The sequence below is a fragment of the Frankia sp. KB5 genome (assembly GCF_002099325.1).
In the GTDB taxonomy this organism is placed as follows: Bacteria; Actinomycetota; Actinomycetes; order Frankiales; family Frankiaceae; genus Frankia; species Frankia casuarinae.
Map to the genome: position 1 here is coordinate 1 of NZ_MRUJ01000143.1, position 22,684 is coordinate 22,684.

The window sequence follows — 22,684 nt, forward strand, 5'->3', positions numbered from 1 at the left end:
TCCGCGCCCCGCACACCGAGGAGCCCACCAACTGGTCACGACGGTACAAGGCAAATCTTGAGAAGCTCGCCTCCGGCGATGTGAACAAGGTGGCTGAAGTCGTCCGTGACCTGTGGCGACGCGATCGCGAACGCGGTCTTTCCGCGGGCGAGAAGCGAATGTTGAGCAAGGCCCGGCAAATCCTCGTCAGCGAGCTTRCGCTCGCCGAGGGCACCAACGAGGACAAGGCGGAGGCCATGCTCGACGAGGTTCTCGCCGGATGATCGTAGGCTCGTTGGCGCAGGCGTAATTCGTCCGGCCGACAGGCGATCTATTCGGCACGGCATGATAATCCGGAAAGGCATTCTCTTTCCGGGAGACCGCCGTCCCGAGCGCGTTGCCGACTCAGGTTCCGRCTGAGTGGGCGTCGAGACGGTGGTGGGCGGTGTTGCGCCCACCGGCGGCTCGCGCCGAGCCGGCTGGATCGGCCAGGCCCTCGTGGCGGATGGCACACGGGAGGTCCTGTGGTGGGCGAAGGTCACCGGTTGCCGGTGGCGAGCCCCCGGGTGGCGGCGATCGTGCCGGCTGCCGGCCGGGGTGAGCGGCTGGGGGGAGGTACTCCCAAGGCGCTGCGAGCCCTCGGGGGCAGGCCCATGCTGGTGCGCACGGTGGAATCGTTGCGTCGCTCCAGGCTGGTGACGCAGATTGTCGTCGCGGCGCCACCGACGCTGGTCGATGCCGTGGCCCAGTTGCTTGGCGGGGACGTGTATGTGATCGCCGGAGGCGCCGAGCGGGTGGATTCGGTCCGCCGCGCCCTGCGAGCCGTGGACGACGACGTCTCCGTGGTACTGGTCCACGACGCCGCCCGGCCGCTGACGCCCCCCGAGCTGGTCGACGCGGTGGCGGCTGCGGTGCTCGACGGACATCCCGCGGTGATTCCCGTCGTGCCGCTGGCCGACACGGTCAAGGAGGTGGACGCCGACGGGCGGGTGGTGCGTACCCCGCCGCGGGACGGTTTGCGAGCCGTGCAGACCCCGCAGGGATTCCGCCGCGACGTGCTGAGCRCCGCGTATGCGCTCGAGGACATCGCTGTGACCGACGATGCGGGCCTGGTGGAGGCTCTGGGAGTGCCGGTGACGACCATTCCCGGCGCGCAGGAGGCATTCAAGGTGACTCGACCGGCGGATCTCGTGCTCGCCGAGGCGCTACTCGCCCGCTGCGACCCCGCGGACGACGCCCGGTCCGCGGAGGCCCGGTCCGCGGAGGCCCGGTCCGAGGAGCCTCAGTTCGCGGGTGCCCGGTCCGCGGACGCCCGGTCCGAGGAGCCTCAGTTCGCGGGTGCCCGGTCCACGGACGCCCGGAGTGGCGGATGACCGGCGGCCCGCGGTGGGACGAGCCCGTCGTGGACGCCGCGCCCATCAGCCGGCAGGCCCCCGCGTCCAGCTTGGTGAACACGGTGATCCTGCCCCGGGTCGGCGTCGGGGTCGATGTGCATCCGTTCGCCGCCGGCCGGCCGTGCTGGGTGGCCTGCCTGGAATGGCCGGGGGAGACCGGGCTCGCCGGACACTCCGACGGGGACGTCGCCGCACACGCGGCCTGTGACGCACTTCTCACCGCCTCGTGCCTCGGTGATCTGGGTCGGGTGTTCGGCACGGACCGACCGGAGTACGCGGGTGCGTCGGGCGCGGTCCTGCTGGCTGAGACGGCTCGGCTTCTCGGTGCCGCCGGTTGGGCGATCGGCAACGTCTCGGTCCAGGTCATCGGGAACCGGCCCAGGATGGCCGGGCGTCGCGAGGATGCGCAGAAGGCGATGTCCGTGGCCTTGGGCRCATCGGTGAGCCTGTCGGCCACCACCACCGACGGACTCGGCCTCACCGGGCGGGGCGAAGGCTTGGCCGCCATCGCGACCGCGCTCGTCATCCGCGCCTGACGGCGGGCCCGTCAGGCGGTGATATGCCGTTTTGTCATCGACTGACTGCGTGCCGGCGCGGAGATGAGAGGGTGGGCCGACCCTGGCCCCTCCCCGAGGAGTCTGATGGCTGACCGCCTTCCCGAGCCGGTGAGGGCCCTTGCCGACGCCCGGACCTACGTCGTTCTGGCGACGATCCAGCCCGACGGCTCGCCGCGGATGACCGTGCTGTGGGTGGACCGCGACGAGGACGAACTGCTGCTGTCCACGGTGCGGGGACGTGCGAAGGAACGCGACATCGCAAGGGATCCGCGGGTCGGACTGATGTTCCTCGACCAGGGCGATCCCTACGGTTACGTCGAGGTCCGCGGGACCGCGACCCTGACCGAGGAGGGCGGCCGGGAACTGATCGACCGGCTGTCGGTGAAGTACACCGGAGACGTGTACCGGTGGGATGATCCGGATGAGGTCAGGGTGGTCGTCCGGGTCGTGGCGGACCGGGTACTGACGGTCGGCTGACCCTCCCCTTGGGTCCCGTCGATCGAGCGGGGGCCGTACCCTTGACAGATGGGTCTCCACCTCTACGACACGCGCAGGCGGCGTGTGCGGCCATTCGAGCCGCTACGCCCCGGTCACGTGGGCGTCTACGTGTGTGGGCCCACCGTGCAGGCGGCCCCGCACGTGGGCCACATCCGCACGGCGCTGCCCTTCGACCTGCTGCGCCGGTGGCTGGTGCAGTCCGGCCGTTCGGTGACCTTCGTGCAGAACGTCACCGACATCGACGACAAAATCATCATCAACGCGGATCGGGACGGCACCTCGGTCTGGGAGCTCGCCACCCGGCAGACCCGCGCGTTCGACGACGCCTACCGCACTCTCGGGATCCTGCCCCCGACGATCCAGCCGCGCGCCACCGGTCACATCCCCGAGATGATCGCGCTGGTGTCGGCCCTCGTGGAGGGGGGCTACGCGTACGCCAGCGGCGGTTCGGTCTGGTTCCGGGTGGGTGCGTTCGCCGACTACGGAGCACTGTCCCACCAGCGACCCGACGCGATGCAACCGTCCGTGGAAGCCGAGCCCGGCAAGGCCGACCCCCGCGACTTCGCGTTGTGGAAGGCAGCCAGGCCCGGTGAACCGTTCTGGTCGTCCCCCTGGGGTGACGGCCGGCCGGGCTGGCATCTGGAATGCTCTGCGATGGCCGGAAAATACCTCGGCCCGGTCTTCGACATCCACGGCGGCGGACTCGACCTGGTTTTCCCGCACCACGAGAACGAACGGGCCCAGACGGTCTGCGCCGCCACGGCCCGCCCGGCGTCGAACGCGGCTTCGGCCGATTCGCCCGGCCCCGGTGGTGGCGAGCCCAGTAGCGGCGAGATGGCGCGCTACTGGATGCACGTCGGCCTGCTGACGACCGGCGGGACGAAGATGTCGAAGTCGTTGGGAAATTCCGTCCTGGTGGCCGACGCCCTCGACGCGGTCCGTCCGCAGGTTCTGCGTTATCACCTGCTTTCCGCGCACTACCGGTCCACGCTCGAGTACAGCGCCGAGGCACTGGCGGAATCCACCGCGGCCCACGACCGGGTGGAGACCTTTGTCCGCAACGCGTTGGACATCCTCGGCGGGCCCGGGGAGGCGGCGGCACTGGCGGCCGACGAGGTCGTCTCGTCGGTGGCAGGGGCGCAGCCGACGGTGGCCGGAGCCCGGCCGGTGCCGGTTCCCGGGCCGGGTGGTGAGTCGAGGCTCACTCCGCGGCGGGCCTGGTCCGATTTCACCATCGCCATGGACGATGATCTCGCCGTCGGGCGTGCGCTGGCGGCCCTGTTCGGCGCGGTGAGTCAGGGAAACCAGGTGCTGTCGAAGGCCCACAGCCGGGAGCTGGCCGGGTGGGTGGACGTGACCCGCCGGATGCTGAACATCTTCGGTCTCGACCCGCATGAGCAGTGGCCCACCGCAGGTGCCGAGTTCAGGCCGGCGCTGGACGGCGCGATGCAGGTCGTGCTGGATCTGAGGTCCGCGGCCCGGGCCCGACGGGACTACGCGGAAGCCGACGCCATCCGGTCGAGACTGGCAGCCGCCGGCCTGATCGTGGAGGACACTCCAGAGGGCCAGCGCTGGCATCTGGCCTGATCCGATCGGCGGGTCGCCTGCCGCCCCGGACAGCGGCAGGCGACCTGGTAGATCAGCGGGCGCGCAATGTGATGCGCGTCCAGGCGCCCAGGTAGACCCGGTCCCCGTCACGAAGCGGAACGGGCTGGCCGGGCTCGATGGGGTCCGGTTCGTCGTTCAGTCGGGTGCCGTTGGTGGAGCCCGGGTCGCGGACCGCGTAACCGCCGTCGGGCAGCAGTTCGAACAGGGCGTGGCTGCGGGAGATCCCTGGGTCCTCCGGCGCTCCGGACAGGTCGATGTCGGGATGGATGCCACGGGACTCGCTGCGCCGTCCCACGAGCATCTGAGAGCCGGCCAGGGCGAAGACCCGACGAGGGTAGAAGGTCGGGAACGGGACCCGGTGGTCGTCGCCGCTGTCGTAGTACTCGCGCTCCGCCTCGACGATGGCCTCCCAGACGGTGCTGCCCGCCGACGCGCGGTCCCGGTCCCATCCGGCACCACGCCCGGCGCCGGCCCGCGGGTCGTCGAGGACCGCGTCACGGGGGTCGACGTGGCCGCCGCGGGTGCCGCCGAGTTCCGGATCGCCCAGTCGCGGATCGCCCAGCCGCGGATCACTCAGCCGCGGATCACTCAGTCGCGGATCACTCAGCCGCGGGTCGGCGCCGGGCCGAGCGTGCCGCGGGTCGGTCGTGTGCCGCGGGTCGGTTGTGTGCCGCGGGTTGCCGCCCCGGCTCTGGGTGACCCGGTCGCCGGCTGGCGCGGGCGGGGCGGAGGCGTCCATGCCCAGCGGGTCCGCACCGTAGCCGTACTCGGCGTCGCGCCGGCTCCGGCGGTGCGTGTCCGACTCGCGATCAAGGTCGCCCCGCGGATCCGGATATCCACCCGGCGTCCGGCTGTCGCGGCCGGTGGGGTAGCCGCCGCGGTCGGCCCGGTCGTCATGGCCGCGGCTGTAGGGGTCGCGGTCGTAGGGATCGCGGGGATCGCGGGGATCGAGGTCGGGGTAGCCGCCCGGGACGCGCTCCTCGCGGCTGTCGCGGCCGGTGGGGTAGCCGCCGCGGTCGGCCCGGTCGTCATGGCCGCGGCTGTAGGGGTCGCGGTCGTAGGGATCGCGGGGATCATCGCGGGGATCGAGGTCGGGGTAGCCGCCCGGGACGCGCTCCTCGCGGCTGTCGCGGCCGACGGGGTAACCGCCACGGTTCTCCGGCGTGCCCCAGTCCCGGCCGTAGGGATCGCGCCCGTGGTCGATCCGGTCGTCGGGGGCCGGCCGCTCGTCACGCCCGCGTGGGTAGGGGGCACGATCATAGCCACCGGGCGGGCCGTAGGGGTCCTCCTGATAACCGCGGCCCCCCCGGGACTGGTCGGGGTAGCCGTCGCGGCCATACCCGCCATACGCGTCGCCGCCGCGCGGGTCGCCGCCGCGCGGCGGGTCCGTCACCCCGGGCAGGTCGGCTGGCGAACGGCGGATGCCCAACGGGTCGTAGCCATCTGGACCGTCCGCATCCGGGCCGRTCTGCTCGGCTGGCCCACGCCGGCGGTTCCCGTCAGCCGAGCGGCCGGGGGCATCTGCTCCGTAGGGAGCTCGCCCGCCGTCCTCCGGACGGTATTCGTACCTCTCCTGACCACTCATGATCCCAATTCCGCACCGATCGCAGTAGTCGGGTCGTGAGACAGGTGCCCCGTAGGGCATCGTGCCCTCACCTGATCACCGGTTCACCCGGAGGGTCCTCGTCGACCGTGTGTCAAGGACCATCTCATCGATCTCATCGATCTTCTTGACGTTCTTCTTCAACCGAACCGTACCTGTTGTGGCATTGTCGACGTGAACCACCTTCTGTAGGAGGCGGTAGGTGTCTCCGTTGYCGGAGGCGAGCGCCAGCTGAGCGCCGCGTCCGAGCAACAGTGTCGCAGTCGCCTCGTCGTCGGCCCGACGCGCCTCCAGACCCCGTAGCACCGCGGCCGCGAGTTCCGCCTGGTCGGTGTAGTGGGCGACCGGGTCGTTGATCCGGCTCCACTGGGTCTCATCGTCCGTCCAAACCGCTCGGACCAGCGCCTTTGACGTCACCCGGCCGTCGACGACGAGGCTGACCCGCGCCGCCAGCGCCTCGGTTCCCAGCGCGCGGGCGGGCACCTGGACATTCAAATGGTAGTCGCGCGACTCGATTCCCCACGCGCCGGTACGGTACCGGAAGGTACTCGTTCTGGTAGACCTCCGCGGCGAAGGCGCTCATCAGTCCTCCACCCGGGCGGCCACCACCGTGATGTTGTCGTGTCCCCCGGAGTTGATGGCGAAGTCGACGAGGTGGCGGGCGACGTCGATGGCCTCGCAGTGGGGTGGGAGCTGGTTGACGAGCGCGGCCATCACGTCTGGCCGGGACGCGTAGTTCCACAGCCCGTCGCTGCAAACCAGTACCGTGGCCGGCGCCTCGATCGGGAACATCTCGGTGTGCGGCGCGACGTCCTCGACGTCGCCGCCCAGCCAGCGGGTGAGGGTGTGCGCCCGCCGGTGCGTCTCGGCCTCGTTGGCCGGGATGAGCCCCGCGCGCGCGGCCTCGGCCGCCCAGGTGTCGTCGGCGGTCAGCCGCTCGCACCAGCGCGGACCGAGCAGGTAGACCCGGCTGTCRCCGACCCAGCCGACTGTGACCATGCCCGGCCCGTCCGGGGTCGGCGGGGTGACGATGGCCGCGGCGAACGTGCACGACGGCGCCATCCGCCCCTCGGCCGCRCTGAGTTGGGCGATGGTCGCCTGGGCCGCGTCGACGGCGGCGTGCAGCGCGGCCTCGGCGTCCTCCGGGGAGAACCCGCCGACAACCGCGCGGGGCGATGTTCGCGGCTTCTTGTAGTCGGCATACGACGGTTCGAGGATGTCGAGCATCTCCTCGGCCCGGCTGACGCCGCGCGACGGGCGGGTGCCGTGGTGGACGGGGCGCCCCGGGCCGTGGGCACGCACCGCATCCGCGAGGACGGCCATGGCCGCGGCCGCCGCGGCGGCCGAGGCCTGCCCGGAGCCCGGAGTGGTCGATACGCCGTCACACACCACCGCGATCAGCGTGCCGTACACGACGGCCAGGCCCATGGCGTCCTCGTTGGTGGTGTGCCGGACGCCGCGGTCGCACACGCCGGCGAGCTGGCCGAGGTCGACCTCGCTGTGGTCGGCGTCGCCGTGGCCGGGGTGCGGACCCTCCAGCCCGTGACCACAGACCTCGCAGTACCGGTCGTCGGCATACACCGGTGCCGCGCACACCGGGCAGCGACCCAGGTCGTCGTCGAGTTCGAACGGCCCRCTCCCGGTGATCTGGTAGGCGACCGTGGGGGCGTCGTCATGCGGGTTGAGGTCCACCGTCATGCCGCCGGGAGAAATCGGACGCGGCCGGAAACAGCCGGGAGAACGCATGCGGGCGGTGTGCGCAGAGCCATGTGCTGGGTGCCTCCTGCCCCTGACGATCGGGTCGTCGATGCTCGCCGTGGCCGTCTCGGGACACCGACGGCGCGCGCCCGATGATCGACCGAAGTGGTCGCACTCGTCGAGCTGGTCATCACACATTCATGGAGATGTATTCTCCCAGCTTCCCCCACGGCACGTCGAGGGTGTAAATCGCCGTGCCGGCGACCTGATCCGACGCGCCCGCCATCGTCGGCGGGCGACTCTAAAAGAGCGTAAAGGCCGGGGGTGGATRGTGGCAGGGCCCCCGCATCCCGGGGAACCCCGGGCCTGCCGATCGGCGTGGTCACGCGGCCGCCGCTCATGACCCGCACCTCCGCTCGCGTCGTCACGTCGTCTCCCCGGGTCCGCCTGGGCCGCCGGGCCGGGAGGTGGCGCTCAACGTTCTATGCCGGGCATTCTCCAGGAATGTCACCGCCGCGGCGGTGACACCGCCAGGTCGGGGAGCACACCCGCCGAACGCCCGCGACGGCGTGCCGCGCGGCCCGGCAGCCGTGACGAGCGCGGTACCGTAGGCCTCCACTCCGCCGAGCATGGTGAGACTGGCATCGAGATCGTCGATGTTGATCAGGTGGCTCCCCGCCTTCGCCATGGGGCACCAGCGGTCTTCGGCCCGCGACCACCCGGCGGCGGGTGGAAGAACGATGCGCACCTGACCCTCCTGACGCCGGTGAGGAGCGGCCGGACCACATCAGGTCGGGCCGTGGGCCTGCCGGCCCTCAGGATAGGGCGCCGGGTCCCCGGAAACGGCCATGTCGAGGTATGCCCATGGCAGAGCTCCTCCGCCGAGTTCCCGCCGAGCTCTCGCCGAGCGCGCCCCGACACGCCGGTGTCGTCCGCCGTATACCGTGGTCACATGGTCATTCCCCGGGCGTGTACTGGTCGGTGGTCCTGATGGCCGGCGCCGCTCGCCGGGACAGCGGGATCGCCCGCGGCGGTCAGGGCGGTCGGGCCGCCAAGGCCGGTTCCCACCGCAAGGGGGCCTCCACGGGCAGYGGCGGTCACGGCCGCAAGGCGCTGGAGGGCCGTGGGGCCACTCCGCCCGCGCAGCTGCGCCCCGGCCATCCCGCCCAGCGTCGTGCGGCGGCGGCTGCGGCGGCCCGTTCCGCCTCGGCCGGAGCCGAGCGGGGTCGAGCGGCCGCCGGCCGGCGCGGGGATGGTGGCCGCGCCGTCGCAGCTGCGGCCACCACCGGGCCGAGCGCCGTGGGGGGTTCCGCGGGGGCCGGGCGCCCACGGYGGACCGAGGGCGACGAGCTGGTGGTCGGGCGCAACGCGGTGGTCGAGGCGCTGCGGGCCGGGGTACCGTCGTCGACCCTTTTCATCGCCGGCGGGCTGGACTTCGACGAGCGGCTCGCCGACGCCCGCCGGCTCGCCGGGCGGGCCGGGATCGCCGTGGCCGACGTCGGCCGCACGGATCTCGACCGGATGTGTGGCACCGCTCCGCATCAGGGTCTCGCCCTCGTGGTACCGCCGTTCCGGTATGCCCATCCGGATGATCTCCTCGCCCGCGCGCGCTCGTCCCCTCCGGGTCTGCTGGTGGCGTTGGACGGGGTCACCGATCCTCGCAACCTCGGGGCCGTGGTGCGCTCGGCCGCCGCCTTCGGTGCCCACGGCGTCGTCGTTCCGGAGCGTAGGGCCGCCGGCGTGACCGCCGCGGCCTGGAAGACCTCGGCGGGGGCTGCCGCCCGGCTGCCGGTGGCGCGCGCCACCAACCTCGCCCGCACGCTCGTCTCCTACGCGGCGGGCGGCCAGTTCGTTGTCGGTCTGGCCGCGGACAGTGAAGTGAGCATCGACGAGCTCACGATGGCGACCGACCCCCTCGTCCTGGTGATCGGTTCCGAGGGACGCGGGTTGTCCAGGCTGGTCGAGCAGCGCTGCGACGTGAGGGTCCGGATCCCCATGGCGGGTGCGGTGGAGTCCCTCAACGCGGGGGTGGCCGCCGGGATCACGCTGGCCGAGATCGCCCGCCGCCGTCGGATCGGCTGAGCCGGCCGATCGGTGGGTCCGCCGGGTCTCCGCCGGGCGGGGCCGCGGAAGTTGAGCTGGCCGACGTCGCCGTGACCGGGAAACCGTGACCGGGAAACGTAGCGCGCAGCCCCGTGTCCCGGACGGGACACGGGGCTGCTGACCGCGCGCCGATCAGTACCGGCCGGGCGCGGACGGTGAAGGCTGGCGCGGGAAGTCGGGCAGCTCAGATCTTGTGACCCCAGCACGGCTTCGAGGCGTACCAGGGGCTCGTCCCCTGCTGGGCGTACAGGATGCGGGCGCGCTGCCACTGCTCGGCGACGCTGGCGTGCTGCGGCAGACCCTTGCCGCCGACCCCGTGCCAGGTGCTGGGCAGAAACTGGAACAACCCGCCGGCGCCGATGGAGTTGACCGCGCGGGGGTTCCCCCCGGACTCACAAGGGATCACCTTGGAGAGGAAGTGGTCGGCGTTCGTCGACGCGCTGGCCGGTTGGGACAGCGCGAGGCCACCGCCGATCGAGGCCGCGAGAGTGGTGGCGGCGATCAAGGCCCGGGAACCGAGCCTGATGCGGTTGAGACCACGAGCGAGCGAACGAGCGTTGGACATTGAGTTGCCCTTCCCCACGCCTGCGAGGTGAGCTGTCGGGTTCGGGCTGGGAATGYCCGGCCGCGCATCGCGGCTTCACCCCGAGGACGTCTTTTATCGGCGCCCGGAATTGGTTCCCCCGCTCCTGCCAAAGGTTTGATTCTCGTCGAGCGGGGGCAGGATTCGGCGTGCCGCCCGACGCATGCCATCAGGTGACGGCACGGCAACGAACATAGCTGAGAGTGACCCGGGAAAAACAAGAGTACGTGAGGATGCACACAGTGCACCCCACTTACTTGTCCCGATCTTTTTAATGGTGTTTCGCGCCCGCGTKCGCGCCCGATCCTAGAGGTTGTTCAGTGGGCTGAAAATCCCCAGTTCGTGGCTGGGTCGTCACGCTGACGGTAAACAATAMGCGATGCGTGGGGAATCTGTTCCGCCGCGTGGCGATCGAGCCTCCACTACCCGCTGCCGGCAGTCTCTAACCAGGTTCCGAAAAAATCTGTGTCGACGTTCCGGCGGACCCGCACCTATCGCCTGCTTTCCGGACTATACGGCACGAGGGAACCATGTCATATGTCGGATCTAACAGTCCGTGTCGGACACCCGGTCCCGGCGCTGCGCCGTCGGCACGTGGGCACGTCGGCATGCCGACGTGCCGACGTGCCGCCCGCGGGGCGGGTGCGTTCGGGTTGGTCAGCGGTTGTAGGACCAGGCCGAGCCGGTACCCCGGTACTGCTCCACCGGGATCGGTGTGGTTCCGGCCCGCATCCGATCCGTGTAGAGCTGACCGTGCAGGTGATCGATCTCGTGAGCGACGAGCCGCGCCAGCCCCTGCCGATAGACGGTGATGTGCCGGTTGCCATCGATATCGGTGTGTTCGACGTGCAGCTCCAGCGGCCGGGGGACGAGGCCACGGACGTCGAAGAAGCTCAGGCAGCCCTCGTACTGCTCGTCGGTCTCTCGGGAGGTCTCGATGACGCTGGGGTTGAGCAGCGTGAGCGTGTCGCCGCCCGCGGTACGCACGATCGCCGCGGCGCGGTTGATGCCGACCTGCGGCGCGGCGATGCCCAGGCCCTTGCCGAAGGTGTGCAGGGCGGACACCCGTTCGAGGGCGGAGGACAGTTCGGCGAYGACCCGGCGCGCGTCTTCGGCCTCGTTGGGCAGAGCGAACGGGCGGGCCGGCTGCCGCAGGATCGCCTCACCCTCCTGCACGATGCCGACGGCCGCCATCTGATCGCTGGGACGTGTTCCGGTCTCCGTGGCCGGATCACGTTCCGGCACGGTGGCCCGGAAGTTCCATTCCAGYCGGTAGCGGGCGTGCAGCGGCGGCTCGGTGGTCRACCAGGTGAAGATCCGCCGGTCGCCGGAGTCGGTGCGGGCGACTGCGGTCCGCAACGGGAAGGCATCGGCGGTCATCGACGTCTCCATGCCCCAGACCACGGGATCCAGCTCGGCCGGAAAGTCCAGCCGCACCGAGAGGAAACTCGTCGGTACCCGCACGGCACGCTGGAACCACGGCCCCCACTTCTCCCTGCTTACCTGGTAGCTGTAGTTGATCCACGCCGATTCGCCGGGATAGAGCGGAAATCGTCCTCGGCTGTTCTCGAAGAGCAGCCAGACCTCCTTGAGCGCGTCCCAGTCGGTCTTGACCTGCCAGGCCATCTGCTCGCCGCCACAGTGCGCGCTGAGCTGGAGGTCCTCCCAGCGCAGCGGATCGGATCGGTACAACCGCGCGGAGCGTTCCGGATCTCCCGGGAACCGGTCGACCGATATCCGCATCAGATACCGGGTTACCGGTTCGCTGCCGGCGTTGAGAAGACGTCTTCGCTGGTGGGCGACGTACATGCTGTCGTCGTAGCGGAGTTCGGCCCGGTCCTCCTCGACGACCAGGCCCCCCGGTCCGGGGGGGAGCCGGCCCGGGCTCTCGGCGACGACGGGGCCGGGGGCCGGGGCCGGGTCGACGGAGGGGGTCGCGACGTGGGCTACCGGCGTCGGGCCGGATCCGGCCGGAACCGTTGGCGGCCCGGGCGGCTCGCGCACGTCCCGTGCCGCCTCCCACGGCCGTGCGGCCAGGTGGAAATAACTGCCCGGGATGCGCAGCGCGTCGGTGATGCGTTCGATCAGGGAGAGCCGGGCGATGTGGTCCTCGCCCTGCATGATCCGGCTGACCCTGCTCTGGCTGAGCCCTTCCACCGGAGATGCGATGCGATTCTGGCTGGCACCGTCGTACTTCTTCATCAGCCGGAACACCGTGCGGAAGTCCCGCGTCGCGCAYGCCGCCCGGAAGTCCTCCCGGGCCAGCAGCCTGGGCGATRCCCGGTAAGGTCCAGATTCGTACGACATCGAAACGGCCTTCCATGTCGGTACGGTCGGTGAAGGCCGGAGTGAAATCGGGCGATCAGTCCTCCGTCAGTCGACACATCAGGATAACGACGCCATGTCAAACGGGCACAGATGTCCGGCTGAATGCTCGACTGTCGGGTATCCGACAGCGCGGGATCGGCGGTTTCCCCGATCTTTCCGGGTTTTTGTGGTAAGGCGGATGTCGTGTCTGACTCCTTGCGGACAGCGACGGCTGCTGGTGGCGTGCTGTCGCCGCCGGCCGGGGTGACAGGAGGCGCACCCGCCGCCTGGAAAGAGCTCGTTCCACCCAAGGAACTAGGTCTTCGTCCCGTGGCGATCCGGGCTGCCCTAGCGGCGCGATCCGGGCCTGATGCCCACCGATGCCGCCTCGCTCCTCGATGTCCGACGGCCCGTCGCGGCGGACAACTGTGGAGGGTTAGGCACGGTTTGGCGGCCGTAAACCGGTTCGCCTCCCAATATCTTCGCTTTCGGCCATCTATTCGCGATCTTCGGCGTTTCGCGCCGGGACATCCTCGGCCAAGGCCGTGYGGATGCGACCGCCGAGACGGCCGGGTAGTTCGGTCAACGGGGTCCAGCGGTAGTCAGGGAGCGACCCAACCACAACTGATCAACCAGATGTGGGGGGTCAAGTTTCCGAGACTCGTGGCCCATACGAGAAAGGCATGCCTGACTGACGTTTCCGGATCCCGGTCGCCTGCGTCAGTCTTGGTGGCAGGCCGGTCCCGCCCCGCGTCGAGCCGCGACCTCCGCCGGGCGGGGCCGGCGTGATGYCGAGCCGCGGCCGGGCGCGACGCCCAAGACCTCCGTCGGGGGGCTATGGACAGGTGGCCCTGCCCTGCCCAAGCAGGGCCACCCTCGGCCTCCGTTCAGCCCTCGCCGGTGAAGTGCAGAGTGACGCGATGCCGGTCCGACGGCCAGGCGGGCACCTGGAGAACGCTCCGGTGGGCTGTCTTTCCCCGCGGCGTCATCGCGACTTCGACCGAGCGCTCACCCGCCGGGATGAACACATCTACTCCGGTGATGAAGCCGATCCCGAAATACGCCGGAATCGGCATTGTGAGGTGGGTGACGCCGTCGGAATTCCGGTCRAACAGGTAGACGCCCAGGGCCAGTTTGGACCGGGGCGCGTCGGCGGCGTTCAGCACGTTCTTCCCGTCGATGCTGAGGACGTCGTCGGCGTTCCCCTGGTCCCCCCACCATTCGAGCGGGCGTTCGACGACCAGATCGGTGTGCCCGGGACCGGTCTCCATCCCGCCGCCGATCTCCTGGCCCGGCTGGCTCGTCAGCAGACGTACGAGGTGATCGTCGCGGCGGAACGGCTGGTAGTAGAAGTGGTGGTCGGGTTCCCCGCCGCGTACGATCACGAACTCGTAGGTGGAGGCGCCGTCACCTCGGAACGGACCCCAGGATCCGTCGCCGGAGAGGTGGAAATAACCTTTGAGGCTGTTCGCCCCCCGCCGACCCGTCCGTGGGTCGACCCGGTGAACCTCCAGCCTGGCGTCCCRCACACCGACATTCATCGGATAGCGCAGGGCCCGGCCGGAGATCTCGATCGGGCCCTGCTTCGGCACCACGTCGGTCGTGTGCGGAGTGGTTCCGGTGAGAAACCGGTACATCTCCCTGAAGGTGGCCGTCGAGGTCAGGAGCTGGGCGCGGTCCTGGTCGACGAACCGCACGTTGACGGCCCCCTCGACGCGCCGGGTCGGATCGTTCTCGCCCCAGACCGCCAGGGTGGGCACTCCGGCCGGGGGTCTACCCGCGAGCGAGCCTCCGACGGTGACGTAGTGCGCGACCCGGTTCGCCCGGTCGGATGAGCTGGTCAGGTACCGCTCGCTTAGCGCGGCGCCCTCGAGATGTGCCACCAGATCGAGCTTCTTCGCCCCGGTTGCCTTGAGGATACTAGCGATCTTCGCATCGAGGTCCGGAAGGACCTCCTCGACGGAGTTGGCCGAGGACGACGCATCGTAGTCGAAGGCCTCGACGTAGTCGACGGGATAGCCGTTTGCGGTGAATCGTTGCGCCGGTGTCTCGAAGAGGCTGCCCGACCCAAGGCTGCCGTGCACGAACAGGATCGGGAGGCGAGAGGCGTCCGGGGCGGCGACCGCGGCCTCCGCCAGCTCCCGCGCGAGCGCCGGGGAGCGTCCCGCGCCGGACTCCGTGCCACCAGCGCCGGAACAGGCGACCGCCAGTCCGGCGATGGCAAGCGCGCTCAGCAGGTGGAAGTAACGGCGGCGAGCCACTCGACGTCCCTTTCCCTCGGGATATCCGACGGCCACGCACCGGGCCACCGTCAGCATTTCTCCTGTCGGTTACACCTCGGTAGCGGCGCACCACTGGATCGGACGTTCTGCGCGTCCGACACGTCTCGTGCCAGAGCACAGTACATCGGGCCGGCGCATGTGACGGCCAGGCCCTCGTGAGCTTCGGTGCGGACGCGGCCGTTCCCCTGGTCAAAAACAAGGTGCGGGCCCGGCCGGTCGCCTGTCATCATCTCGGCATGGACAGCGTGGCCGGCGGGGTTCCGCATCAGGAGATACGGTCGCCTGGCATCGGTTCCCGTGGCGCCGGTCAAAACGGCACCGGCCTGGACGATGTCGGCACCGCCGTGGACAACCTCGTTTCCCGCCGGGTGGAGCGGCATGCCGCCCTGCGTTCCTATCTGCGTTTCGTCGCGACCTTCAAGGGGCCGGCTCTCCTGGTCGTCGGTGTCTTCGTCCTGTCCAACAGCCTGCTCGCCGTGATACYGGTCCTCATCGGCCTTCTCGTGCAGGCTCTCGCCAGCGCCCCGGTACAGACCCACGACGCGTACCTGTACGCCGGCGTCCTTCTCGCGTGCAACATCGGCCATGACCTGACCTGGCGTGGTGCCGAGGTGCTGTATCTCCGGCTACTCAACCACCGGGGCTACGAATACGAGAACATTCTCTTTGGAAATGTCATAAACGAGCGATATCCATACTTCGTCGGCAAGTTCACCGGAAAGATCAGCAGCTATGTGAGCACGCTCGGCCGCGAGTTCCGAGAGATCCTCGAGACGGCGTGCTTCACGTACGTTGAACAGCTGGTCAAGGTTCCGGCGATCCTAATGATCATGTTTTCGGTTAACCTTTACTCGGGCCTGACCTTCCTGGGTTCCGTCGCGATCATGCTTCTTGTTGGCAGGCACACCDTCCGTCGTTCGGCCCGCGCGGAGAAGCGGCTCGCGGACGAGGTCTCGGAGATGGACGGTTACGTGATCGACGTCATCTCGAACTTCGTGAGCGTGAAGTCGTTCCTCCAGGAGGAGRCCGAGTACGAGCGGGTCCGCCGGCGTCGTCGCCAGGTCATCGCCGCCGCGTATCGCTCGTCCTTCTGGAGCATTGTGTTCTGGACCTCGATGAGCCTCGTGGTCCGGTACCTCGTCTGGCCGGTGTCGATCGTCCTCAACCTGTATCTATTCCTCCACGGTGAGATGAGCCTGGCCCAGTTCACGACCTTTCTCTCCGCGCTGGTCCTCTTCTCCGACTTTATCTGGGGGACGGTGTGGGAGATTGCGCAGCTCAATCTCCGACTCGCCCGCATCGAGGAGGCCTRCCACTACCTCTTCGCCGGTCGGAACATCCTGTCAGCCGGTCCGGATAATTCGGCCAGTCCGGATAATTCAGCCGGTTCAGCTGGTTCAGGCCGTCCTGCGGTTCTTCCCGCGGTTTCCGGTCGGCTGCAGTTCCAGGGCCTGTCGTTCGCCTATCCCGAGAACGACCGGAACCTCGTGCTCGCGGGCATCGACCTGGCCATCGAGCGGGGCGAAAAGATCGGCATCGTGGGTCGCAGCGGAAGCGGCAAGACGACGTTCATCAAGCTGTTGCTAGGCTACTACCCGCTCCCACCGGGCATGGTCGCCGTGGACGGTGTTCCGGTGTCCAACCGCCAGCTCGCTCGGGGTATCTCCTACGTTCCGCAGGACACCACCCTCTTCCACCGGTCCATCCGGGACAACATCGTCTACGGGACCGCGGGCCCGGTGACCCAGGCGCAGGTGGAGGCGGCGGCGCTGCGGGCCCACGCGCACAGCTTCATCTCGCGGGCGCCCGACGGTTACGACACCGTCGTCGGGGAACGTGGCATCAAACTCTCGACCGGGCAACGGCAGCGGATCGCCATTGCCCGCGCCTTCCTGGACGACAAACCCATCCTCATTCTGGACGAGGCGACGAGCGCGCTGGACAGCGAGAGCGAGGTACTCGTCCAGAACGCACTCGAGAACCTGTGGCGAGACAAGACGGTGATCGCCGTCGCGCACCGGCTGTCGACCCTGCTGCACATGGACCGCATCGTCGTCCTCGACGACGGCCGCGTCGTGGAGCAGGGGTCCCATCGCGAGCTGCTCGAGCGGCGGGGGCGCTACCACCGGCTGTGGCAGCGGCAGAGCGGAGGAATGATCCCGGTCGAGTAGTCGCCGGATGATGGTGACCACCCGACCACGACGAGCGGGTATCCTCTCCTGCCCCCTACAGAACCGTTGACGGAGCCCGCGCAGGGCTGTTAGCTTGCCCAAACGAAACGAAAATCGTTTTCGTTTCGTTTGAGTCAACGGGGGCATCCGCTGTCCATCGATCAACCTACGTCGGTACGTGCCACGCCGACGCCATCCGTGGGTGCCGCGGACGCGGTACGGCTGCGGGCGGTGGCGGCGCTTCGACCCGCCCGCGGGATGCCCGCGGTCACTGCCTGCGCCRTGCTGCCGCGCACGGCGCGCGGCGCGCGCGGCAGATTCTTGATCACTCTGCTCGCCCTGGTGCTGGCGACACCGATCGTTGTTGGGGCAGCGATCGGCGTGGGTTCGGTATCGGTGCCTCCCGGTGAGGTGTGGTCCAGCGTCGTGGCTCATCTGACCGGCAACGGTGCTCAGTCCTCGATGATCAACGATCAGATTATCTGGCAGGTGCGGACGCCGCGGGTGTTGCTGGCGTTCGTGGTGGGTGCGGGCCTGGCCGTGGCCGGAGCCGTGCTGCAGGCGGTGGTGCGTAACCCCCTCGCCGATCCGTATGTGCTGGGCGTGTCCTCGGGTGCCTCCGTCGCCGCGGTCGCTGTCCTCACCCTGGGAGGGGTCTCGTCGTCGGGGCTTGCCGCGGCGGTGGGGGTGTCGGGGGCGGCGTTCATCGGTGCCGTTCTCACCCTGGCTCTCGTGATCGCGTTAGGGCGTAGGCGCGGTTACCTGGACCCGCAACGGCTGCTGCTCGCGGGGGTGGCGCTGACCTATCTGTTCCAGGCTGGCACCAGCTACCTGCAGTTGCGGGTCGGCTCGAACCAACTCGCCGCGGTGCTGTTCTGGCTGCTGGGAACGGTGTCGGGGGCCGAGTGGGACACACTGGGGCTGCCCGYGTGCATCGTCGTGGCCGCGACGCTGTGGCTGCTGGCGCAGGCCCGGTCGTTGAATGCCTTGCTGCTCGGTGATGAGGCCGCCGCCTCGCTGGGGATCCCGGTCAGCCGGCTGCGGACCCAGCTGCTGATCGTCACCGCCGCTCTGACAGCGTCCGTCATCTCCGTCGCCGGCGGTGTCGCGTTCGTCGGCCTCATTGCGCCGCACTGCGTGCGGATGCTTATCGGGTCGGACCACCGGCGGCTGCTCCCGGTAACGGCGCTGCTGGGCGGAACGTTCCTCGTGCTGGCCGATCTCCTCGGCCGGGTCGTGGCCCGGCCGTTGGAGCTGCCGTTGAGCATTATCACCGCGGTCGCCGGGGTGCCCTTCTTCCTCGTGCTGCTGCGCCGGTCGGGACGGGCGAGTGGTGCCTCGTGACGGGCCTTCGCCTGGAAGGTCTGGGTGTCGTCGCCGACGGGGTACAGATCGTGCGCGACCTGACGGTCGGCTGTCCCCCCGGCGCCTTCGTCGGCCTGGTCGGTCCGAACGGCAGCGGGAAGTCGACCGTGCTGAAGACGGTCTACCGGGTGGTGCGGCCGACGTCCGGTGCGGTGCTGCTCGACGGAACTGACCTGGTCAGGGACCTCACCCCGCGCCAGTCGGCGCGGCGGGTCGCGGCCCTGGCGCAGGAAAGCCCCGATGGCTTTGACTTCACCGTCCTTGAGGTGGTCGCGACCGGGCGGACCCCCCACCAGAGCGCGTGGAGCCCGACCTCGACCGGGGATCATGAGATCATCTCGGCCGCGCTCGACACCGTGGGCATGGCCGCGCACGCCGGGCGGGCGTTCGCGTCGCTGTCCGGCGGCGAGAAGCAGCGGGTCCTGCTGGCGCGCGCCCTCGTGCAGGCACCGTCGGTGCTGATCCTGGACGAGCCGACCAACCATCTGGATATCAGCACCCAGCTGAGCCTGCTGGAGTTGGTGCGCTCACTCGGGATCACCGTGCTCGCCGCGTTACATGACCTCAACCTCGCGACGGCCTTCTGTGACCGGCTCTATGTCCTGCACGACGGCGCGGTGATCTGTTCGGGCAAACCGGAGGACGTCCTGACCGCCGACCTCATCGGCCGCGTGTTCGGGGTGCGCGCCGACCGGAGCGTCCACCCGGTGACCGGCCGCCTCCAGCTCGCTTTCTCCAGTCTTCCCTTCCCCAGCCTGCCTTCTTCCAGCCTGCCCGGAACAGACGAGCCGGCCCCGGTGGTAGCTGGCGCGGAAATCCCGATAAAGCAATGACCCGATGAAGCAATGGAAGGAGACAGAACCCGATGAAGAAACTCGGCGCCGGCGTCGCGGTCGCTGCCCTGCTCGTTGTTACCGCCGGTCTCACCGGCTGCGGGTCCGGTTCGACCACCGGCGCGGGCAGTGCGAGCGCGGCCGATGCCCGGTCGGCCCCGGCCGGTACCCGCTATCCCGTTGAGGTGGCGAACTGCGGCCGGACCCTGCACTTCGACRAGGCCCCGGCGCGGGTCGTCTCCGGGTGGACCACCAGTACCGAGCTCCTCATCGAACTGGGCCTGACGGACCGGATTGTTGGCCAGTACAACACCAGCAGCGGCACACCGGCGGCGAAGTACGCCAGTGTGGAGGCGAAGCTACCCGCCCTCGGTACCGGCGCACCGACCCGGGAGGCRCTGCTCGCCGCCCGGCCCGACCTGATCTGGGCGGATGGCAGCTATCTGTTTGACGGCCGGCAGCTCCCCACGATCGCCGAGCTGGCCGCCCAGGGCACCCAGGTGATGATTCTCAGCGGGTTCTGCACCGACGACGCCACCAAGGCGACGGTCCGTGACGTCGATACCGACCTGACCGCGCTCGGCATGATCTTCGGCATTCCGGGCCGGGCCAGGCAGGTCCAGGCCGACATCAACGAACGGCTCCGCCAGGTCGCKACGAAGATCCAGGGCAGGGACCCCGTCCCGGTCGCGGTGGTCGCCACCTACCAGGGAACCGTCTACACCTACGACGGCGTCTACACCGACATCGCGCGGCTCGCCGGGGCGCGGAACATCTACGCGGGCACCCTGCCCAAGGGCAAATACTTCAGTGAGCTGTCGGTGGAGGACCTCATCAGCAAGAATCCCGGCACCCTCGTCTATCTGCTCAGCGGCAGCGAAACCGAGGCCGAGGCCCGCAAGTTCCTCACCTCCCGGCTCCCGACCGTGGCGGCAGTCCGCAACAACCGTGTGTTCTTCCTCCCRCAGTCGGACTCGGCCAACCTCGCCGGCGTGGAAGGCGTGACAAAGCTGGCCGCCGCGCTRCACGCCTGAGCCGCAGACCCAAAAATGTGGAATGTGGGACGACCTGAGATGAGTAACAACCTGAGATGAGTACGGTACCCGCCTTCCGGCTTTTCCTGGCGAGCCGGGCTGTCTCCTGGGCGGGTTCGGCGATGACGCTCGTCGCGCTCCCGGTGCTGCTTTTCCAGCGCACCGGGAGCGGCACGCTCGCGGGCGTGCTGGYCGGTCTCGAAGCGGTGCCCTACCTCGTGCTCGGACTGCCCGCTGGTGCCCTGGTCGACCGCTGGGATCACCGGCGCACGATGGTGGTCACCAGTTGCCTCAGCGGCCTGACGATGGCCAGCATCCCCGTGGCCAACTGGGCGGGTGTCCTCACCACACCCCATCTGCTGATCTCCGCGGTGCTTGTCGCATCGGTCTTCGTGTTCTTCGATGCGGCCAGCTTCGGCGCAGTCCCGGCGATCGTGGGACGGGACGCGGTGGCCGCGGCGACCGGGGCGATGGTGTCGGTGAGCACCGTTGTCAACCTGGTCGGGCCGGCCGTCGGCGGGGTGGCCGCGGCCACGGTGGGCGCAGCCAGTGTGCTCGCCCTCGATGCGCTCAGCTACCTGGTCGGTGCCATCCTGCTCTCCCGGGCGCGCTGGGCCGTGCCGGCCGCAGCCGACCGGAGCAGGGCCGACCGGAGCGGGCCGGCTGGCAGCCGGGTGAGCCGGACCCGTCGCGACATCGCCGAGGGCCTGGGTTACATCCGGGGGCATCGCCTCATCCGGACTCTGACCCTGCTCGGGGCCGGCAGCAGCCTGTCCGGGGGCGCGGTCACCGGCCTGGTCGTCGTCGTCGCGGTACGGCAGTTCGGCCTTCCCGACGACGACCCGCGGATCGGTCTCCTCTACGTCGCCGCCGCGCTCGGAACGCTGATCGTCAGCCAGCTGCTCAGCCGCGTGCACCGACACGTCCCCACCGGAACGATCACACTCGGTGCGCTCGGAGCCAGCACGCTCGCCCTGATCGGCTGGTCTCTGAACACGGCGTGGCTGCCAGGGATGGGCATCCTGCTGCTCTGGCAGGCCAGCACCTCCCTGGTCATCCTAAACGGCATCGTCGTCCGGCAAGCCGTCACCCCCCTACGCCTGCAGGCCCGGGTCAACACCACCGCGAGGATGATCGCCTGGGGCGGAACGCCGCTGGGTGCCGTGCTCGCCGGCATCCTCGCCGATGCCTGGGGCACCCGGGCCGCTCTGCTGACCGCCTCGGCCGGCGTCGGCCTGGCGCTGGTAGCGGGCCTGATGGCAGGCCTCGGCCACACCGGCAGGCTTCAGGACCTGATCAGGGCCGACGAGGCACCGGCCAACCCGCCGCAGGCCGGGCCCGGTGGGCCGGACGCCGCGGTCCGGGCGGTGACAGCCGCCGAATGAGCCCCCGAACGAGCCGCCCGGCGGATGTGTGGATATCAGCCCATCCCCACGTCGCTCGTGCTAGCGTTCCTTTTGAAAACGAAAACCGTTTTATTGCGAAGGAGGTGAAGCATGGCGGAGATCTCGTTCGAGGAGCTGGCCGAGGCGCCGGTCCTCGCTGCCCCGCAGGACCCGACCACGCACGCGCTCGTCCAGAGYCCGTTCGCGTGGGACGACGAGGAGTAGTGCCGCCGGTTCACTGAAGGCGCCGAGCGCACCTTGGTGAGCCAGTGCAAGCCGTGACCGTCGGTGCCGTCAGTTTCTCGGACGTCCTCGACGGTCACGGTCTCTACCGGGTTCATCCCGGCCCGCGYGCGACCCGTGCCGGYCATGACCCCTGCCGGCCGCAACCAGCCCATCACGACCAGCCCATCACGACCAGCCCATCACGACCAGCCCATCACGACCGCGACACACCCGATGAGGAAAGCCGACGTGTTCTCTCCTGGCCACCATCTCTACCGGGCCGCCGACGGGAGTTGGCGTTACAGCGCCCCCGGGGACGTCTTCGTCCGAATTGGCGGCGAGGACCGCCTGCTCGCCCTCGTGCGGAACGTCGCGGCCGGGGCCACCCAGCTGCCCCTGCCCGATGCGGACCGACCCGCCGTCGAGCGCATGACCGCCGCGCTCACCGATCGCGGCGTGTTCGTCGGCCCGGGGCGTGCGGGGACCGTTCCGGCTGGCTGGAAGGTGCACCTCGACGGCGACAGTCCGGTCGTCGGGAAGCTCACCGAACTCCTGGGCGACATCATCGATGACGTCGAGTGCACCGTGGGCCCGGCGGACGAGGCCGCGGTAGCCGGCTCGGACGCCGTCGTCAGCTGCGCCCGGTGGCTGCCGGACTCGCACTGGTGCCGGCTCGATCAGTGGTGCGCGGCGCACCACACGCCATGGCACGGCTGCTACGCCGAGGGCGACACGTTCGTCGTGGGACCCCTGTCGATGCCGGGCCGTACGGCGTGCTACCGGGACACCAGAGGACGTCGGCTCGCCGCGGCCGCTCTCCCCGACGAGCTGATCGCCCACTGGGCTTACCTCGATTCCGACGCGGTCAAGCCGCCGGCACCGTTCACCCCGGCAGCCACCGCGGTGCTGGCGGGGCTGCTCGCCGCCGACCTGCGGGCGCTGGCGGCGGGAAGCACCGTGCCCAGCGAGGGGCACCAGCTCGTCGTCGATCCGACCACGGCGTCGATCAGCCGGCATCCGGTGCTTCCTCTTCCCAACCTCGCGGTCAACCCGGTCTAG

General features: G+C 69.8%; 18 protein-coding genes, 2 pseudogenes and 1 riboswitch. Of the genes and pseudogenes, 13 read left to right on the top strand and 7 right to left on the bottom strand.

What is annotated here, in order from left to right; translation table 11 throughout:
- From KBI5_RS14865 to KBI5_RS14885, 5 genes and pseudogenes are all read left to right on the top strand, one after another.
- Positions 1-263, top strand: a pseudogene (locus KBI5_RS14865) (CarD family transcriptional regulator); the annotation flags it as partial.
- 243 nt (positions 264-506) lie between these two features.
- Positions 507-1,352, top strand: a complete 846-nt coding sequence (ispD, locus tag KBI5_RS14870) for a 2-C-methyl-D-erythritol 4-phosphate cytidylyltransferase (protein WP_085015584.1) — start codon at positions 507-509, stop codon at positions 1,350-1,352.
- Complete coding sequence (ispF, locus tag KBI5_RS14875; protein WP_241882919.1) at positions 1,349-1,909, top strand: 2-C-methyl-D-erythritol 2,4-cyclodiphosphate synthase; 561 nt, start codon at positions 1,349-1,351, stop codon at positions 1,907-1,909. Before ispD ends, ispF begins: the two co-directional genes overlap by 4 nt.
- A 105-nt stretch (positions 1,910-2,014) precedes the next feature.
- The gene (locus tag KBI5_RS14880) at positions 2,015-2,407 is read left to right on the top strand and encodes a PPOX class F420-dependent oxidoreductase (protein WP_011438607.1); all 393 of its coding nucleotides are present in this window, start codon (positions 2,015-2,017) and stop codon (positions 2,405-2,407) included.
- Positions 2,408-2,455: 48 nt separating this feature from the next.
- Positions 2,456-4,015 carry a cysteine--tRNA ligase gene (locus KBI5_RS14885; RefSeq protein WP_085015575.1) on the top strand — a complete coding sequence of 520 codons (1,560 nt, stop codon included), beginning with the start codon at positions 2,456-2,458 and terminating at the stop codon, positions 4,013-4,015.
- 52 nt (positions 4,016-4,067) lie between these two features.
- On the opposite strand, the gene KBI5_RS14890 is transcribed toward KBI5_RS14885, so the two are convergent.
- The 4 genes and pseudogenes from KBI5_RS14890 to KBI5_RS14905 form a co-directional block, all read right to left on the bottom strand.
- Complete coding sequence (locus tag KBI5_RS14890; RefSeq protein ID WP_241882920.1) at positions 4,068-5,429, bottom strand: FHA domain-containing protein; 1,362 nt, start codon at positions 5,427-5,429, stop codon at positions 4,068-4,070.
- A gap of 267 nt (positions 5,430-5,696) precedes the next feature.
- Positions 5,697-6,176, bottom strand: a pseudogene (locus KBI5_RS14895) (hypothetical protein); the annotation flags it as partial.
- A gap of 45 nt (positions 6,177-6,221) precedes the next feature.
- Positions 6,222-7,337, bottom strand: a complete 1,116-nt coding sequence (locus tag KBI5_RS14900) for a PP2C family serine/threonine-protein phosphatase (protein WP_023840700.1) — start codon at positions 7,335-7,337, stop codon at positions 6,222-6,224.
- A gap of 424 nt (positions 7,338-7,761) precedes the next feature.
- A complete protein-coding gene (locus KBI5_RS14905; protein WP_133057045.1) occupies positions 7,762-8,085 on the bottom strand; it encodes a hypothetical protein in 324 nt (107 codons plus the stop codon).
- 242 nt (positions 8,086-8,327) lie between these two features.
- On the opposite strand from KBI5_RS14905, the gene rlmB reads away from it, so the two are divergent.
- A complete protein-coding gene (gene rlmB, locus KBI5_RS14910) occupies positions 8,328-9,419 on the top strand; it encodes a 23S rRNA (guanosine(2251)-2'-O)-methyltransferase RlmB (protein WP_085015586.1) in 1,092 nt (363 codons plus the stop codon).
- Positions 9,420-9,624: 205 nt separating this feature from the next.
- Here the strand turns inward: rlmB and KBI5_RS14915 are convergent, their stop codons facing one another.
- The 3 genes from KBI5_RS14915 to KBI5_RS14925 all read right to left on the bottom strand — a co-directional run bounded on the left by KBI5_RS14915 (position 9,625) and on the right by KBI5_RS14925 (position 14,591).
- Positions 9,625-10,005, bottom strand: a complete 381-nt coding sequence (locus KBI5_RS14915; protein ID WP_011438600.1) for a transglycosylase family protein — start codon at positions 10,003-10,005, stop codon at positions 9,625-9,627.
- 2 nt (positions 10,006-10,007) lie between these two features.
- A riboswitch (cyclic di-AMP (ydaO/yuaA leader) is annotated at positions 10,008-10,183 on the bottom strand.
- 497 nt (positions 10,184-10,680) lie between these two features.
- Positions 10,681-12,330, bottom strand: coding sequence for a peptide deformylase (locus KBI5_RS14920; protein ID WP_085015577.1), 1,650 nt, complete (start codon positions 12,328-12,330; stop codon positions 10,681-10,683).
- A gap of 887 nt (positions 12,331-13,217) precedes the next feature.
- The gene (locus KBI5_RS14925) at positions 13,218-14,591 is read right to left on the bottom strand and encodes a lipase (RefSeq protein ID WP_035911707.1); all 1,374 of its coding nucleotides are present in this window, start codon (positions 14,589-14,591) and stop codon (positions 13,218-13,220) included.
- A gap of 176 nt (positions 14,592-14,767) precedes the next feature.
- Here KBI5_RS14925 and KBI5_RS14930 point away from each other — a divergent pair, with 176 nt between their 5' ends.
- The 7 genes from KBI5_RS14930 (at position 14,768) to KBI5_RS14955 (ending at position 22,684) form a co-directional block, all read left to right on the top strand.
- Positions 14,768-16,783 (top strand): ABC transporter ATP-binding protein, encoded by a 2,016-nt coding sequence (locus KBI5_RS14930; protein WP_347272509.1) that lies wholly within the window; start codon positions 14,768-14,770, stop codon positions 16,781-16,783.
- A 198-nt stretch (positions 16,784-16,981) separates the two neighbouring features.
- Complete coding sequence (locus KBI5_RS14935) at positions 16,982-18,127, top strand: iron ABC transporter permease (RefSeq protein WP_085015578.1); 1,146 nt, start codon at positions 16,982-16,984, stop codon at positions 18,125-18,127.
- Positions 18,124-18,981, top strand: a complete 858-nt coding sequence (locus KBI5_RS14940) for an ABC transporter ATP-binding protein (RefSeq protein WP_011438595.1) — start codon at positions 18,124-18,126, stop codon at positions 18,979-18,981. Before KBI5_RS14935 ends, KBI5_RS14940 begins: the two co-directional genes overlap by 4 nt.
- A 32-nt stretch (positions 18,982-19,013) precedes the next feature.
- The gene (locus KBI5_RS14945) at positions 19,014-20,015 is read left to right on the top strand and encodes an ABC transporter substrate-binding protein (RefSeq protein WP_085015579.1); all 1,002 of its coding nucleotides are present in this window, start codon (positions 19,014-19,016) and stop codon (positions 20,013-20,015) included.
- A 56-nt stretch (positions 20,016-20,071) separates the two neighbouring features.
- Positions 20,072-21,400, top strand: a complete 1,329-nt coding sequence (locus KBI5_RS14950; RefSeq protein ID WP_241882922.1) for an MFS transporter — start codon at positions 20,072-20,074, stop codon at positions 21,398-21,400.
- Positions 21,401-21,511: 111 nt separating this feature from the next.
- On the top strand, positions 21,512-21,625 hold the full coding sequence (locus KBI5_RS27905) for a streptamidine-related RiPP repeat protein (protein WP_023840694.1): 114 nt from the start codon (positions 21,512-21,514) through the stop codon (positions 21,623-21,625).
- A gap of 249 nt (positions 21,626-21,874) precedes the next feature.
- The gene (locus KBI5_RS14955; protein ID WP_011438591.1) at positions 21,875-22,684 is read left to right on the top strand and encodes a TOMM precursor leader peptide-binding protein; all 810 of its coding nucleotides are present in this window, start codon (positions 21,875-21,877) and stop codon (positions 22,682-22,684) included.

Coding starts and splice junctions, on each gene's coding strand:
- KBI5_RS14880 (WP_011438607.1), top strand. CDS start 2,015: ATGGCTGACCGCCTTCCCGAGCCGGTGAGGGCCCTTGCCGACGCCCGG.
- KBI5_RS14915 (WP_011438600.1), bottom strand. CDS start 10,005: ATGTCCAACGCTCGTTCGCTCGCTCGTGGTCTCAACCGCATCAGGCTC.
- KBI5_RS14885 (WP_085015575.1), top strand. CDS start 2,456: ATGGGTCTCCACCTCTACGACACGCGCAGGCGGCGTGTGCGGCCATTC.